Source organism: Aurantiacibacter xanthus (assembly GCF_003584015.1).
GTDB classification, from domain to species: Bacteria; Pseudomonadota; Alphaproteobacteria; order Sphingomonadales; family Sphingomonadaceae; genus Alteraurantiacibacter; species Alteraurantiacibacter xanthus.
Map to the genome: position 1 here is coordinate 1 of NZ_QXFM01000146.1, position 16,198 is coordinate 16,198.

16 protein-coding genes are annotated in these 16,198 nt (G+C 61.7%); all 16 read left to right on the forward strand.

Annotated elements, in window-relative coordinates; translation table 11 throughout:
- Positions 1–666 (forward strand): ArdC family protein (locus D2V17_RS20640; RefSeq protein ID WP_119595024.1); only part of this gene is annotated, 666 nt, incomplete at its 5' end.
- 11 nt (positions 667–677) lie between these two features.
- On the forward strand, positions 678–1,118 hold the full coding sequence (locus D2V17_RS20645) for a hypothetical protein (protein WP_119595025.1): 441 nt from the start codon (positions 678–680) through the stop codon (positions 1,116–1,118).
- Positions 1,119–1,337: 219 nt separating this feature from the next.
- Positions 1,338–2,276 carry a DUF2493 domain-containing protein gene (locus D2V17_RS20650; RefSeq protein ID WP_119595026.1) on the forward strand — a complete coding sequence of 313 codons (939 nt, stop codon included), beginning with the start codon at positions 1,338–1,340 and terminating at the stop codon, positions 2,274–2,276.
- A gap of 131 nt (positions 2,277–2,407) precedes the next feature.
- The gene (gene dmeF / locus D2V17_RS20655) at positions 2,408–3,361 is read left to right on the forward strand and encodes a CDF family Co(II)/Ni(II) efflux transporter DmeF (protein WP_119595027.1); all 954 of its coding nucleotides are present in this window, start codon (positions 2,408–2,410) and stop codon (positions 3,359–3,361) included.
- A gap of 122 nt (positions 3,362–3,483) precedes the next feature.
- Positions 3,484–3,858: a hypothetical protein gene (locus D2V17_RS20660; protein WP_119595028.1), complete on the forward strand. Its 375-nt coding sequence runs from the start codon at positions 3,484–3,486 to the stop codon at positions 3,856–3,858.
- A gap of 63 nt (positions 3,859–3,921) precedes the next feature.
- Positions 3,922–5,175: a TolC family protein gene (locus D2V17_RS20665; protein WP_119595029.1), complete on the forward strand. Its 1,254-nt coding sequence runs from the start codon at positions 3,922–3,924 to the stop codon at positions 5,173–5,175.
- A gap of 11 nt (positions 5,176–5,186) precedes the next feature.
- The gene (locus D2V17_RS20670) at positions 5,187–6,335 is read left to right on the forward strand and encodes an efflux RND transporter periplasmic adaptor subunit (protein ID WP_119595030.1); all 1,149 of its coding nucleotides are present in this window, start codon (positions 5,187–5,189) and stop codon (positions 6,333–6,335) included.
- Between the two features lie 37 nt (positions 6,336–6,372).
- Positions 6,373–9,636, forward strand: coding sequence for an efflux RND transporter permease subunit (locus D2V17_RS20675; protein WP_147367507.1), 3,264 nt, complete (start codon positions 6,373–6,375; stop codon positions 9,634–9,636).
- 22 nt (positions 9,637–9,658) lie between these two features.
- Positions 9,659–10,030 (forward strand): SpoIIAA family protein, encoded by a 372-nt coding sequence (locus tag D2V17_RS20680; protein WP_119595032.1) that lies wholly within the window; start codon positions 9,659–9,661, stop codon positions 10,028–10,030.
- Positions 10,027–10,656 carry a cation efflux transmembrane domain-containing protein gene (locus D2V17_RS20685; protein ID WP_054522854.1) on the forward strand — a complete coding sequence of 210 codons (630 nt, stop codon included), beginning with the start codon at positions 10,027–10,029 and terminating at the stop codon, positions 10,654–10,656. Before D2V17_RS20680 ends, D2V17_RS20685 begins: the two co-directional genes overlap by 4 nt.
- Positions 10,653–11,228, forward strand: coding sequence for a hypothetical protein (locus D2V17_RS20690; RefSeq protein ID WP_119595033.1), 576 nt, complete (start codon positions 10,653–10,655; stop codon positions 11,226–11,228). Before D2V17_RS20685 ends, D2V17_RS20690 begins: the two co-directional genes overlap by 4 nt.
- A 101-nt stretch (positions 11,229–11,329) precedes the next feature.
- On the forward strand, positions 11,330–11,521 hold the full coding sequence (locus D2V17_RS21635; RefSeq protein ID WP_119595034.1) for a hypothetical protein: 192 nt from the start codon (positions 11,330–11,332) through the stop codon (positions 11,519–11,521).
- Entirely contained in the window at positions 11,521–12,480 is a 960-nt protein-coding gene (locus D2V17_RS20700) for a cation diffusion facilitator family transporter (RefSeq protein ID WP_050775921.1), read from the forward strand. Before D2V17_RS21635 ends, D2V17_RS20700 begins: the two co-directional genes overlap by 1 nt.
- A 92-nt stretch (positions 12,481–12,572) precedes the next feature.
- Positions 12,573–14,213, forward strand: a complete 1,641-nt coding sequence (locus tag D2V17_RS20705; protein ID WP_054522852.1) for an acetolactate synthase large subunit — start codon at positions 12,573–12,575, stop codon at positions 14,211–14,213.
- Entirely contained in the window at positions 14,210–15,604 is a 1,395-nt protein-coding gene (locus D2V17_RS20710; protein ID WP_054522851.1) for an aldehyde dehydrogenase family protein, read from the forward strand. The genes D2V17_RS20705 and D2V17_RS20710 overlap by 4 nt, the downstream gene beginning before the upstream one ends.
- A gap of 98 nt (positions 15,605–15,702) precedes the next feature.
- A complete protein-coding gene (locus D2V17_RS22045) occupies positions 15,703–16,170 on the forward strand; it encodes a hypothetical protein (protein ID WP_054522850.1) in 468 nt (155 codons plus the stop codon).
- Positions 16,171–16,198: the final 28 nt, after the last annotated feature.

The window sequence follows — 16,198 nt, forward strand, 5'->3', positions numbered from 1 at the left end:
GGTGAGAAATCGACCATCGCGATTTTCTACAAGAGCTACACCAAGGAGGTCGAGAACGCTGAAGGCGAGGCCGACATTGAAAACCGGCGCGTGCTGAAGGCCTATGCCGTGTTCAACGCTGACCAGTGCGACGGCCTCCCTGCATTCTACCATCCCAAGCCGCTGGTTGCCGCACTTGAGCCCGAAGGACGCGAAGACCGCCTTGATGCCTTCTTTGCCCATATTGGCGCCGACCTTCGCCACCATGGCGCGCAGGCCTATTACGAGCCGCTGCGTGACCGCGTTACCCTGCCGCCAGCCGAACTTTTCGAAGCCTACGACTCCTACTATGCGACGCTCGCGCACGAGCTGTCGCACTGGACGGGGCATTGCTCGCGACTCGATCGCGATCTCAAGAACCGCTTTGGCAGCGATGCCTATGCTGCCGAGGAACTCATCGCCGAGCTGTCCTCAGCCATACTTGGGGCAGAACTCGGTCTTCCGGTCACCCACCTCGACCATCACGCCAGCTACATCGCGTCCTGGCTCAAGATCCTCAAATCGGACGAGCGCGCGATCCTGACCGCTGCGGCCAAGGCCGAGGAAGCGGCCAGCCTGTTGCTTGACCTTGGGGGTCACCAATCCAGCGAAAGCGAGCCCGACATTGATCTCGCTGATGCAGCCTGAGGAGCAGTGAGATGGGACGTTCCGTCAGCTATCCAACCGGCTCAGTGGTGGCCTTTCGCCTCCTTGATGAGGGCGAAGACGACGATGTCGACTGGGCCTACGAGTGCCTCGTCGACGAGGTCATCGATACCACGCAGGCGACCTTTCCTTCTTTCGAGCGCTTCGATGGATGGCGCGGCCGCGAGGACCGTATCCTCCTGCGCAATGCCTACGCCGATTGCGGCATATCGACCTATTGCGGGCTCGCCGCGACCTGGCTCGCCGAACGCGACGATGCCCGGTACTGGGAGGCGGATTTCTACAACCCACGAACGGCGAGAGCACGGCACTGGCTTGGCCAGGTCTCGGGTAGGTTCATCCACCTGTTCGGTGAGCTGCGCATGGTCGGTCGGTTCTCGAATGGCGAAGCGATCTTCGAGCGCTCCCGATCCAACTGCGACACCGGGTCCTGATCCTGCCTCATCCCTCTCCGCCGGGAGAGGCCCTTGGGCCGGTCGGGGCGAGCCGCAACCTGCGGCCCGTCGGCCCGTGTTGCCCGCGCCAGCCTAGGGCCGCAGGTTTCCCGCTACGCGGTGCGTCTTGCCCCTTTCCCCGGCCCTGATCGGGCTCCGGCGGACAGGCCCGAGGCAATGGTGCCTCCTCTCCTTGTCCCCGCGATCAGGAGACACCCCATGTACGACAGCTTCATCGATCAGTTGAGCGGCCTCGACCTTTCAGGCCTCAGCATCAGGCCAGCCCCCTTCAACGAGACCGACTTTCCCTGCGAGGATGCAATCGACCAGACGCTTGGCGCCGTCTGGTCCGACCTTTTCGCGATGTTTTCCGATACGGCCCTGGAAGCAGATGCCGAGGATATTGCCTGGGGGGTGGTCAATGTCTTTCACCGCGCAGCCAGCCGCAAGTCGGCTCAACTTGATCGGGCCAGCGACGAGATCCGGGTCCTCCTCGCATCGGCCGATGGCTCCGAAGTGCATTCGAGCAATCTGGAAGAGCAGGTCGAGCGTGCACAGGCCGCCGAAGCCAGCATGCTGGCCTTCGAGCAGATGCGCGAGGCAGCCGCAGCGCTGTACCGCGACGAGACCGGTTCGTCATGGAAGCCCGTTTCGGGCTCGCGGACCAGCCATTCGCGCAACCTCACTTCGGCCGTAATCGATGCCCGCGATTTCCTCCGCGCTCGCGCAGAGAACCGGCGCCACGCCCTGATCCCTGAAGGAACTCCGGTCGTTTTCGCCGGTGGTCGCCAGAGCTTCGAGAGCGCCGAGGATGCGCGTGTCTACGCCGACACTATCTGGGCGACGCTCGACAAGGTTCGCGATGTGGTTCCCGATCTCTTCCTGGTCCATGGCGGCGACGGCAAGGGAGCCGATCGCCTGGCCGCGAGTTGGGCCGAGCGCCGCGAAGTGCAGCAACTGACCTACTCGCTCGATCGTCGGCTTGGTGCCCGCGCCGGGTTCAAGCGCAACGAACAGATGCTTTCGCTCAATCCGCGTTATGTCGTCGCCTTTCCGGGCAATGGCGTCACCGAACGACTGGTGATCGACGCCAAGACGCGCCGGATCACCGTGGTCGATCGCAGGACCGTCACGTCCCGATCCAAGACTAAGGGATAATAGCCTGTTGGTCGCCGCAGCATTTCTACCATCGGTTAGCTGCGGCGATCATCACAGACAATCGTCGTCGATTGCCTTTTCGGTTGGAGAGGGGATTTCTTGGAAAGGGCATCTCGGGGTATCAGCCTCGCATGCATCACGCCGACTCCAATCCGCTCGCCCATGATCACAACTTCCTGAGCGCCTCGCACGACGCCCATGAGCGGCGCACGCGTTATGTCGTTGCCTTGACCGCCGCGATGATGGTGGTCGAAATCGTCGCTGGCCTGTGGACCGGATCGATGGCACTTCTCGCCGATGGTATCCACATGGCGACCCATGCAGGTGCCTTGGGCGTCGCGGCCTTCGCCTACTGGTTTGCCAGGCGCCATGCGAACAACCCGCGTTTCACATTCGGTACCGGCAAGGTAGGCGACCTGGCCGGCTTCGCGAGCGCGCTTGTCCTCGCCATCTTCGCCATCGGGATCGCGGTTGAATCGGCCCAAAGGTTCGTCAGTCCGCTCACGATTGCCTATACCGAGGCGATCTGGATCGCCGTGCTCGGCCTCGTGGTGAACCTCGCGAGTGCCTGGCTGCTTGGTGCCGATCATCACCATGGCCATGATCACGACCATCATCATCACCACGACCATGCGCATGCCGACAACAATCTGCGCTCCGCCTATTTCCACGTGCTTGCCGATGCCCTGACCTCGGTCCTGGCTATCGTGGCCCTTCTCGCCGGCATGTACCTCGGCTGGGCATGGATGGACGCGGCAATGGGGCTGGTGGGTGCATTCGTGATCGGGCGCTGGTCATGGTCACTGCTGCGCGATACCGCTGCCGTGCTTGTCGACGCCGAAGCGGCCTCTCAACGGTACACAGAGGTGCGCGAGGCGCTCGAGGACCGGGACGCCGCGATCGGCGATCTGCACATCTGGCGGATCGGTCCCGGCAAGTATGCAGTCATCGCCTCGCTCATCGCCGATGATCCGCTCGCGCCCGACAATTATGCCAGCCGACTTTCAGAGCATGCAGAATATGTGCACGTCACGATCGAAGTTCATCGCTGCGAGCATCCGCATCCCGAGCTTCGCGCGGCCTGATCGCGCCGTTCTTAAAGACCGAAACAGTATTCGAGGAATGTTATACTGTAACAAAGACTTATACTTCATCGTGTTACGGGATTTGCAATCTTGATGCGGTTTGCTAGGAGCCGTTGGAATCCATGACTACAAGCTATCGTCGCCTTGTCCTGCACCCTTTCGTCGTCCTGCTCATGCTGGTCGCGATGGTGTTCGTGACGGCGGCGGATGCTGCTGCTTGCGGTGCCGAAGTGGCGCCCGGAAGCACGCCCGTTCTGGCTTCGCTCGATAGCGCTTCTGCGTCATCCGCAGCCGCCGACGAAGTGCCGGGCGATCCGGATGCGCCGGCCGAGCAACACGGCGTGTGTGGACACGGCCATTGCCATCACGGGGCGAGCTTTGCCGGCACCGTGCAGAAGGATTCGGTCCCTCACTTGGTCGTGGTTCCCGATGCGCCTCCCGCCGAAGCGCTCGCTTCCGACATTACCGAGCGACTGAAGCGCCCCCCTCGCGCCTGACGACCGTCACCGCGCTGCATGCCGCAGCGCAGTTCGGATCGTCAGCAGAGGAATTTTCGAAAAATGTCAGCCATTCATTGGCGAGGGGTCCTCCTTGGAGGGCTGTTCCTCGCCGCTCAAGCCACGACCGTGGCGGCGCAGGAGCGTGAGCTTCTGACGCTCGAAGCTGCGCTCGCTCGTGCGGGCATCGTCGACAGCGCAGATGAGCCCCCAGAAAATCCGCGCCTGATCGGACCGCGGGCCGAAGCCGACGCGGCGCGGGCCCTGGTCGACCAGGCGCGGCTGCGGCCCAACCCCGAAATTGCTTTCGAAGCCGAAAACATTGCCGGAAGCGGCGCATTTTCGGGATTGCAGGCCACCGAGTACACTTTGTCCCTGAGCCAGCGGCTCGAATTGGGCGGCAAACGAGGAGCGCGCGTCCGCGCCGCCCAGGCGGAGGCGCGCGTCGCGACCCTTTCAGGAGCGCTCTCGGTTGCTCAGCTCGGGCGATCGGTGCGCGAGCGCTATGTGGAAGCCGTCGCTGCGGCAGCCCGATTGGAACTCGCGCGGGACATAGTCGAGCGCAACCGCGAGCTTGCCAGGATCGCAGGGGTACTGGTCGATGTCGGGCGGGAGCCTCCCTTGCGTTCGCTTCGTGCCGAAGCGGCACTTGCGGAGGCGCTCGCGGAGCTTGAAGCGGCCCTGGCTGCCGACAGTGCGGCGAGGAATGCGCTGGCCGCGCTTTGGGGCGAGGCAGCACCTGCTGCGGACGTGCCTTCGGTGTTCCCCGAGATCGAACCTCCGGCAACGCTGCTCGCCTCGCCTTCGGCCTTACGTCTCCAGATCGCCCGTGCCGAACGCGAGGCTGCAGATGCCGCGATCGCCCGGGAACGCTCTTTAGGCATTCCGGATCCGGCGATATCCGCCGGTGTCCGACGGTTCGAGGAAAGCAGAGACCAGGCGTTCCTCGTAGGCGTTTCGATCCCGTTTCCGTTCAGTAATCGCAACCAAGGAAACATCGCTGCTGCCGAGGCGCGGCTTCGCGCCGCGACGGCACGGGAGGCGATTGCCCGCACCGATTTCGAACTCGAAGTCACGCAGGCTCGCGGACAATTTCTGGCAGCCGAAGCGCGGGTCGAGACCCTCGCGGAGACGTCCTTGCCCCAAGCCGAGGAAGCCTTGCGCCTCGTTCGGATTGGCTACCGCAACGGCAGATTTCCGCTGATCGAAGTTCTGGCTGCGGCCGAAGCGCGCGACACCATCCGTGAAGCATTGATTCAAGCCCAGGAAGATCGTGGCCGCCTGGCGGCGACGCTGATCTGGCTCGGCGCACAATGAGGTATTTCCAAATGAACCGTAGACGTCTGGCCGTTTTTATCGGCGTGATCGTTTCAATCGCCGCTGCAGTGTTTATGCTGTGGCCAAGTGGCAGTGCCGACCAGCACATTGAGGAAACGAGCGAGGAGGCCGAGCTTCCCGAAGGGCTTGTCCTGCTTGGCGCCGAACAAATCGAAGCGTCCCAGATAGAGGTCGAAACCGTCGGTCAGGGATCGGCGGTCGAGCTGGTCTTTCCGGCCACCGTCGCGGCAAGCCCGACGGCAAGTGCCCGCATCGATGCCCGCGCAGCGGGCGTAGTCCGCAGTGTCGGCAAAACGCTGGGTGATTACGTGAGGCAGGGAGAGACGATTGCCCGCATCGAGAGCGCCGACGCCGCTGCTCTTGCGGCGCAACTCAGCGCAGCGGGCGCGCGGGTCAACGAATTGTCTGCTGCCTACGATCGAGAGCGCCGCCTTTTCGAAGCCAATGTCACCGCGCGGCAGGATCTCGAGGCCGCCCGAGCCAATCTGCAGGTTGCTCAATCGGAACTTGCGCGTGCCCAAGCGGCAGTCTCGGCGGCGGGTGTTAGCGGCGACGGGCGCTCCCTCGCGGTTACGAGCCCGCTCGCGGGCCGAGTGACCTCGGCGCCTATCGTTCTCGGGTCCTTCGTCGAGGCCGGAGAAGAACTCTACCAGGTCGTGAACCCGAGCGGCATGCAGGTCGAGGTTGCCCTCCCGTCGGCTGAAGCAAGCCGCATCCAGCCTGGCGACGAGGCGACGCTGGAATTCGCGGGCAATCGTGAAGTCGGCGCGCGCGTGCGATCCGTCACTCCCTCGCTCGATCCCGAAAGCCGCAGCGCGACGGCGGTCCTGTCGCTGGCAAGGCCGATCCCCGGCCTGCAACCCGGTGCGTTCTTGCAGGCACGTATCCGCCCCTCGGGTGAGGTCGATACCGGCCGCATGTCGGTGCCGGAAAGTGCCGTCCAGACAATCGATGGCGCAGAGGTGGTCTTCGTTCGCACGCGCCGCGGGTTTCAAACCCGTCGAGTGGTCACCGGTGCGCGTTCGGGAGGACGGGTGGTCATCGAGTCCGGTCTCGAAGCAAATTGGCGGATAGCCACCGCCAACGCCTTCTTGCTGAAGGCTGAACTCGAGAAGGAGGAGGCCGAGCATGGACACTGATCACATGCAGGACGCGGATCGCCCCCACCGCCATGGCCTGATCGGCATGATCCTCGACGTCGCCGTGCGCTTTCGCTGGGCGATGGTCGTGCTGACCCTCGGTGTGGCAATCTTTGGCGTGGTGAATTTGCTCCGCCTGCCCATCGATGCTGTGCCCGATATCACCAACGTACAGGTGCAGATCAACACCGAGGCACCAGCCCTTTCGCCCTCGCAAGTCGAGACGCAGGTCACCTATCCTGTCGAAACCGGGCTTGCTGGCATCGAGGGTCTGGAAATGACACGCTCGATATCGCGCAACGGGTTCAGCCAGGTGACCGCGATTTTCGAGGAAGGGACCGACATCTATTTCGCGCGTCAGCAGGTCAACGAACGGCTGACGCCCATAAGCGCTTCGCTGCCCGAGGGTGCCGAACCGGTGATGGGACCCATCTCGACCGGCTTGGGCGAAGTGCTCATGTATACCATCGAGTACGAATATCCTGACGGCAAGGAAGCGCCGCGGGGCGGAGCGGTCGGATGGCAGTCCGACGGGAGCTTCGTGACCGAACGTGGCGACCGGCTCGACAGCGATGTTGCCAAGGCTGCCTATCTGCGAACCATTCAGGACTGGGTGGTTGCACCGCTCATGCGGTCGGTCGACGGTGTGGCAGGTGTCGACTCCATCGGCGGCTTCGAAAAGCAATATCTCGTCCAACCCGATCCCGCACGATTGACCGGTTACGGTTTGTCGTTCGACGAGGTGATCGACGCGCTGGAAGCGGCCAATCTCGCCGAAGGGGCCAATTTCGTCGAACGGGCCGGTGAAGCCCTCCTCGCCCGGGTCGATGCGCGCCTCGGCAGCGTCGAGGATATCGAGCAGGCGGTCGTTTCCACCCGCGAGGGAGTGCCTATTCGCGTAGGGGACATCGCCACGGTCAGCATCGGCGGTGACCTTCGAACTGGCGCGGCGTCGCTGAATGGCGATGAAGCGGTCGTGGGCACCGTGCTCATGCGCGCGGGCGAGAATAGCCGCACCGTTTCGGCCCAGGCGGCCGAACGGCTTGAGGAAGTCCGCAGCTCCCTGCCGGAAGGAATTGTCGCGGAGATCGTCTACAACCGGTCTTCCCTGGTCGATGCGACGATCGCGACCGTCGAGAAGAACCTTGTCGAGGGCGCGCTTCTGGTCATTGCGATCCTGTTCTTGCTGCTGGGCAACATCCGGGCAGCGATCATCGCGGCGCTGGTCATCCCCTTTTCCATGCTGATGGCATCGATCGGAATGAACCGGCTCGGCGTTTCGGGCAATCTCATGAGCCTGGGTGCGCTGGACTTCGGCCTGATCGTCGATGGTGCCGTCATCATCGTCGAGAACAGCGTCGCGAGGCTCGCGGCTCGACAGGAACACGAGGGCCGACTTCTTACACTTGGTGAGAGGTTGACGGAAACGCGGCTTGCCGCGCAGGAAATGATCAAGCCAACCGTGTACGGCCAGGCGATCATTCTTCTCGTCTTCGCACCGCTTCTCACCTTTACCGGCGTCGAAGGCAAAACCTTTTCACCCATGGCGATCACGGTCATGCTCGCGCTCGCCTCGGCGTTCGTGTTGTCGCTGACCTTCGTCCCGGCAATGATCGCCATCCTGCTCAACAAGAAGCTGACGGAAAAGGAGGTCAAGCCGATCCGGATCGCCAAGGAGCGATACGGACCGCTGGTCCGCAAGGCGATCACCCGCCCCTGGCCGGTCATCGGCATGGGCGTCGGCATCTTCGCCTTTGCGGCCTTCGTGTTCAGCTTCCTCGGGAGCGAGTTCACACCGCAATTGGACGAGCGCGACATCGCCGTGCAATCGCTGCGTATTCCTTCGACATCGCTCGAACGTTCGCTCGCGATGCAAAGGCGGGTAGAGGACCGGCTCGAGCAATTTCCGCAAGTCGAGCTTGTCTTTTCGCGGACGGGCACGGCGGAAGTGGCCAGTGACCCGATGCCGCCGAACGCTTCCGATGCGTACGTGATCCTCAAACCCCGTGAGGAATGGCCCGATCCCGACCTCGCCAAGGACGAGTTGGTCGCGCAAATGGAGAGCGCCCTCAGCAGTCTCGTCGGCAACCTTTACGAGTTCAGCCAACCGATCGAATTGCGGTTCAACGAATTGATCGCAGGCGTTCGCGGAGATGTTGCCGTCAAGATCTACGGAGACGATCTCAGCGCCATGACCTCGGCGGCGAACGAGGTTGCGGGCGTGCTGCGCAATGTCGACGGCGCCGCGGACGTCAAGGTCCAGCAAGTGACCGGGTTCCCCACCCTCGATATTGCCTTCGATCGGCCAGCGATTGCCCGTTACGGGCTGAAGGTCGAAGACGTTGCGCAATCGGTGGCGATCGCACTGGGCGGTCGGCCTGCGGGCCTCGTTTTCGAAGGCGATCGCCGCTTCGATGTGGTTGTGCGGTTGTCGGACGCGACCCGCGACGATTTCGACCAGTTGGGTGCTTTGCCGGTGCTGCTCCCGAACGGGGCAACCATACCGCTACGCTCGGTTGCCGAGTTCCGTGTGGTGGATGGTCTCGCGGAGGTTCGCCGGGAACAGGGACGCAGACTGGTGATCGTTTCGTCCAACGTGCGAGAACGCGACCTCGGGTCTTTTGTAGAAGAGGCCCAGGAAAGGGTTGCGGCGCAGGTCGAACTGCCCGCTGCCGCGTTTATCGAGTGGGGCGGTCAATACCAGAACCTCCAGGCTGCTCAGGAAAGACTTCAGATAGTCATTCCTATCGCTTTCGCGGTCATTCTCTTGCTGCTTTACATGGCGGTTGGGGGCTGGGTGCCGGCGCTCGCCGTATTCAGCGCGATCCCGTTGGCCCTGGCAGGCGGGATTTTCTCCTTGGCTCTACGCGGGATGCCATTCTCGGTATCTGCGGCGGTAGGCTTTATCGCCCTGTCGGGTGTGGCGACCTTGAATGGCCTCGTGATGGTGACTGCGATCCGTCAGCGGCTCGACAGGGGCATGGCGCTCGATGACGCCATCGTCGATGGTGGATTGGCGCGCCTAAGGCCGGTTCTCATGACCGCGCTCGTTGCATCGCTCGGCTTCGTGCCGATGGCCATTGCGACCGGGACCGGCGCGGAAGTGCAACGTCCCTTGGCGACAGTCGTCATTGGAGGGTTGATCACCGCCACCGCGCTGACCCTTTTCGTCTTGCCCGCAATCTTGAAGCTGGTTTTCGGGACCAGAGAAGATGACCGGACCTGGCGACAGCGTTGGTGGGACAGGCTGCGGCGCAATGTGACAAGCGATGAGCAGCGCGAGCTGAAGGACATCACATGACCGATCGGGAAAGGAGAATACGGTGCTGGCACTGAAGGAAAAGAACGGACTGCTCTGGATACGTGCCGGAGGCAGGCAGGGGGATGAAGCTTATGACCGCTTTGTTCCCCAATTCGAACATATCGCAGAGCGCGAGGCCGGTACCGTCCCGATGGTGATCGAGCTCGCGCCTGACTTTTCGGGTTGGAACTTCGGAGGTCTCTGGCGCGATCTCAAGTTCGACATCCGGCATAAGGATTGTTTCGGCCGGATCGCCATAATCGGCGACAGCGAATGGGAAGAGTGGGGCACGAAATTGTCATCCTCACTCTTCCGCGCCGAAATGAAGTTTTTCCGGCCATCACAGCGTAGTCATGCGGAAAGCTGGGTACAAACCGGGGAGGACGCAGCATGAGTGGCGGACATGAGGTCGATGCCGGGTCGCCCGAAAAGCGCAAGACCCTGTGGGTTGTCCTGTGGCTTAACGTCGCCATCGCGATCGGCTTCTTCGCGGTCGGATATTTTGCCGATTCCAACGCGCTGTTGGCAAACGGCCTCGATAATTCATCGGATGCAATCGTTTATGCGCTCAGCCTGCTTGCGCTAACCCGCTCGCGGACCTGGAAACGCGGGGCCGCGCGTTTCTCCGGCATCATGCTGCTGGTCTTCTCCGCTGGGGTCATTTTCGATGCTTACCGACGGTTCGTGGAAGGTTCCGATCCGGGCGGCATGCTGATGATGGCGATGGCGTTCGTCGCGGGACTGGTGAATCTCTATTGCCTGCGCCTGTTGCAGAAGGTGGAGAACAAGGACGTCAATATGCGGGCGGCGACAACCTTCAGCTTCAACGACTTCATCTCCAATGGCGGGATCATCATCGCCGGCATCGTTGTGCTGATTACCGGTGCCAACTGGCCCGACCTAGTGGTCGGAATAGCGGTCGCCTGCATAGCGCTTTACGGCGGAGTGCAGATCCTGCGCGATACGCATATGGATGTGCACGACGAGGCGGGAACCGTCCACGGCGAGAAGAGGAATTGACGCTAATCGATACCTTGTTTGCCGCGCAGGACCTTTCGCGGGTCCTTGTCCTGGCGATGCTATCAGGCATCGGGGTCATGATTGGCGGCAAATTGGCAAAAGGCAGTTGGAGCTTCCTGCATCCGCTCCTGGCGGGCGGCGTTTCGGGTGCTTTTGCCGCCCTTGCCGTCTTGCTAACTCTTCCGCTGGGACAATCTCCTCTCACCCGCTGGACACTCACTGGTTTGATGCTGGCGGGCGGCCTGCTGCTTCTGATTTTCAACGAGCTTGGTCGATACGCAAAACTCAGACCGGATGATGACGGACCTGAGCGATGCTCCGATAGGCCAACCCTGGTACGTCGCATCTCGGTGTCGATGGCGTCCGATATCCTGCCTTACAGCGTTATCTTGGGTGCTGCCGCTGCTGCATCCGCGACGACAGCAATGGCGGTGTCTGCAGCGCTTGTTTTTGCGAACCTGGAAATAGGACGCCAGGCGATCGATGAATACCGATCCGCCCAAGTGAGCAGGATGGACCAGCTTGCGCTACTTGTCCTCTTTTCCCTGTTTTCATCGGGATCGCTCTCTTGACCTTTTGGGCGCTGCACGGATTCACCGACAACGGGCGAGGTTGGCTAGCGGCTATTATCCCGGGCTTTCTTATAGTTGCATCGGCGCGCGCGCTGCTTCGCATGGGAACCGGATCGGTCGCCGCCAATCATATTACGCTCCTGGCATTCGTCGGAGGGTTCGCGCTGCTCGGCCTCGCGATCTCGGCGCTTGGAGAACTGTCGCGCGAACTCGATGTCTCGAACAGCACGTTCCAGCATTCCCCCGCGCAGTCCGTTACGACGACCAAGAGAACAGAAAAAGGAGGCAGGTAGTGGCACAATCGGGCGGTCATGCCGGGCACAGTCACGGCGAAGAAAGCATGAGCGACGGCCGCCTTGTATTGGCCGTCGCCCTCAACGTCCTGCTGACTGTCGCCCAGATCATCGGGGGGATATTGTCGGGTTCGCTCGCACTGATCGCCGATGCGCTGCACAATTTCAGCGACGCGGCATCGCTTGGACTGGCTCTGTTTGCGAGGCGGATCGGGCGCCGGCCAGCCGACAAGCTTATGACCTTCGGCTATGCTCGTGCGGAAGTCGTGGCGGCGCTCATCAATCTGACGACTTTGCTTATCATCGGTTTCTATCTGCTCGTCGAGGCGATCAACCGTTTCGCAGACCCTCAACCCGTTGAGGGGTGGACCGTAATCTGGGTCGCCGGGATAGCGCTGGTGATCGACGTGGTTACGGCGGTGATGGTTTACGCCAGCTCGAAGAACTCCCTCAACATGAAAGCCGCCTTTCTGCACAATGTGTCCGATGCGCTGGCGTCGGTCGGTGTGATCGTGGCTGGCGTACTCATTCTGCGATACGAACTTTATATTGCCGATCTGATCATCACTGTGGTCATTGCTGCCTATGTGATCTGGCAGGGCGTCACTTTGTTGCCTCGCACGGTGCGGCTCTTGATGGGTGCGGTGCCGGACGAAAGCGAGTTCGATCGCATTGTGAGCGACCTGCGTGACACAGAAGGCGTGGCCGACGTCCATCACGTCCATGTCTGGAGCATCAGTGAGCATTATCGCGCGCTTGAGGCGCATATCGTTCCTGCCGAATCTTCGTTGCAGGCTTTCGAGGATGTGAAGGCGCGGGCTCGCGGTATGCTCGAGACGCAGCACGCCATCGCCCATGCAACGTTCGAAGCCTGTCTCGCTGCAGACTGTGATCCCGACATGATCCCGGACCATCAGGTCGAGAAGAACCATCATCACGACCATGACCGCGACCATTGACAAGCGCGGCGATCGGGTCGGTCGCTGTGGGTAAGCTGCTTGGCAGCGCACGACATGAACCGCCCTGCAACCCGTAAAATGAGGACCAACGAATGAAAGCTTCCGATCTTATGGTCGCCGCGCTCGAGGCCGAGGGCGTCGAATATGTTTTCGCCGTTCCAGGCGAAGAGAACCTGGATCTCCTGGAATCGCTGCGAACTTCCGCCATCACGCTGGTTCTGGCCCGTCACGAACAGGGCGCTGGCTTCATGGCGGCGACCTATGGCCGCCTGACCGGCAAGGCAGGTGTGTGCCTGGCAACGCTCGGGCCTGGTGCCACGAACCTGACCACACCGGCGGCCTATGCCGCGCTCGGGGCCTTTCCGCTCGTCATTATTACTGGGCAGAAACCGATCAAGACATCGAAACAGGCCCAGTTCCAGATTGTCGACGTCGTTTCCCTGTTTACGCCGCTCTGCAAGGCTTCGACCCAGATCGTGAACGGCAATCGCATTCCCTCGCTCGTTCGCGAAGGTTTCCGTCTGGCGCAGGAAGAAAGGCCGGGCGCTGTACTGCTCGAGCTGCCGGAAGATATCGCTGAAGAGGAAACGATCGAACCGGTCATACCTCCGCATTACAGGCGTTATGCGGTCGCCGGAGATGCTGCGCTCGACGAAGCGGCCGAGCGCATCATCGCGGCTGAGCGGCCATTGCTCCTGATCGGTGCCGGAGCGAACCGCCGCCGCGCTTCGAAAGCGTTGCGCAAATTCGTGTCTGATACCGGCTTTCCATTCTTCGACACCCAGATGGGCAAGGGCGTGGTCGATGAAGATAGCGAGCTCTATCTGGGCACCGCGGCGCTATCGTCGGGCGATTATGTTCACTGCGCAATCGAAAAGGCCGATCTGATCGTCAATATCGGTCACGACGTGGTGGAGAAGCCGCCCTTCTTCATGGAGCCGGGCGGGCAGACCGTCATCCATATCAATTACAAGGCAGCCGAAGTCGATCAGGTCTACTTCCCGCAGCTCGAGGTCATCGGCGACATCGCCGGATCGGTCGAGCGGCTGGGAAACCGTCTGGATGGCAAGCTGCAGTGCGATCGCAGCTATTACACTGTGCTGCACCACGAGATTGCTTCGCACATTTCCGAGACCAGCGACGACGAACGTTTTCCGATGGTCCCCCAGCGCGTGGTTGCCGACGTACGCAGCGTAATGGCGCGCGATGATATCGTTGCGCTCGACAACGGTATCTACAAGATCTGGTTCGCCAGAAACTACATTGCGAATGAACCGGGTACCATCCTTCTCGACAATGCATTGGCGACGATGGGCGCAGGCCTTCCATCGGCCATGATGGCGGCGATGCTGTCGCCGGGGCGCAGAGTGCTCGCGGTATGCGGCGATGGCGGGTTCATGATGAACTCGCAGGAGCTGGAAACGGCCGTCAGGCTGGGCCTGAACCTCGTCGTACTCGTCCTGAACGATGCGGCATACGGCATGATCCGCTGGAAGCAGGACCAGCTCGGCTTTCCGGACTACGGCCTAACCTTTTCCAATCCCGACTTCGTCACCTACGCACAAAGCTATGGAGCGACCGGTCACCGGGTCGAGCGGAGCGCAGATCTTGTGGCGGTCCTGAACGCCGCATTCGAGGCGGGCGGCGTGCACCTTGTCGATCTGCCCGTCGACTACTCCGAAAACAAGAAGGTGCTGATCGACGAACTCGGCGCAAAGGTGTGCGAGCTATGAAGACGATCGTTCACAATCCGTTCGACCGCGAGCCGGTTGCAGAAGTGCCGCTTGTCGACTGGCCTCAAATCGATGAATGGCTGAATGAAGCGCAGTTGCTCCACCGCGACCGCCATGGCTGGCTTGCCGTGCACGAGCGTGTCGCCATCCTCCGGCGGGCTGCGGATATCATGCGCGAACGAGCCGAGGATCTGGCTCTCCAGATCGTCAGGGAGGGCGGCAAACCGCTGGTCGATGCGCGCGTGGAAGCCGGTCGCGCGATCAACAGCGTCGACTTATGCGTTCAGGCGCTCAGCGATGGCGGCGGTCACGAGATCCCCATGGACCTGACAGAAGCGGGTGCGGGAAGGACGGCATATACCTTCCGCGAGCCGATCGGTCCTGTCGTGGCGATCTCGGCATTCAATCACCCGCTCAACCTGATCGTCCATCAGGTTGGACCGGCGGTAGCAGCCGGGTGCCCCGTTCTCATCAAGCCTGCGCTGGAAACGCCTCTGTCATGCCAGAGCTTCGTGAGCATTCTTCATGAAGCCGGCCTGCCCGAGGCCTGGTGCCGGTTCGCACCTTGCGGCAACGATATTGCCGAAAGAATGGTAACCGATCCGCGCACGGAGTTCTTCTCATTCATCGGTTCTGCGAAGATCGGCTGGATGCTTCGCTCGAAGCTGGCGCCGGGAACCCGCATTGCTCTCGAGCACGGCGGCGCGGCGCCGGTAATCGTGGACAGCGGCGTGGAGCGCGCAGCAGTGATCGCCTCGTTGCTCAAAGGCGGGTTCTATCATTCGGGTCAGGTCTGCGTTTCCGTGCAGCGCGTGTACGTCCCTGCTGCAGAATTGAAAGACTTCGCTCATGACCTAAGGCGAGCTGCCGAAAAGCTGGTAGTGGGCGATCCCGCCGATGCTGAGACCCAATGCGGACCCCTGATCCGAACGGAGGAAGTTGACCGCGTCGAACGCTGGGTCGATGAAGCCATCGCAGCAGGAGGCACCCTGGTGTGCGGGGGAAGCCGTCTGAGTGACACTCTTTTCTCCCCGACCGTCATTGTCGATCCTCCCGAAAGTGCCAAGATATCCCGGGAAGAAATCTTCGGCCCCGTGATCTGCGTGTATGGCTATGACGATATCGACCTGGCTATCGAGCAGGCCAATGCCCTGCCTTACGCCTTTCAGGCCGCTGTATTCAGCGATCGGCTGTCAATCGCCAATCATTGCATACAGTCTCTGGCGGGATCGGCTGTGATGGTGAACGACCATACGGCATTCCGCGTGGACTGGATGCCTTTTGCAGGGCTGCGCCGCTCCGGGCTTGGCGTCGGCGGGATCCCCTACACTATGGCGGATATGAGCATTGAAAAAATGGCCGTCTGGAACTGGCCTGCGGCGGCATCATAGCCCGTTCGACAGACCCGGGATGGCGACACGGGCAGCTTCGCACTCGTCGGCCTTTCCCGAAGTTAAGTCTCTTATGGGCGGCCGACAAAAGCCGTGCATTGGCGAGCCTGACCGAACTGGCGCACGAGGCGCGGACATCAAGGCTCGGCGGTACCCGCAAGTGCATCGATGATGCGGCAATCGCCTACAGTGTCTTGCTCGCAGGCAGCGATCATACGCCCAAGTTCCGTCCGCAACGCCTCCAGGCTCGCGATCTTGCGCTCGACCTCGCCGAGATGGCTTCTGGCCAGAGCGTCGATGCCCGCGCAGGACCGGTCGGCATCATCGGAGAGATCGAGCAATTCCCTGATGCGTGCCATGGAGAAGCCGAGATCACGCGCGCGCCGTATGAAGTTAAGGCGCGCTTCCTCTGCTGGTCCATAATCGCGATAATTGGCCCGCGTGCGTGGAGGGGCAGCGAGGATACCCTCACGCTCGTAGAAGCGGATTGTTTCGGATTTGACGCCGGTTATCCGGGCAAGTTGACCAATTCTCATGACAAAGGCTCCTGCCGCTTGACCTTGTAGTTACTACAAGGTGCATAGGGCGGATCGA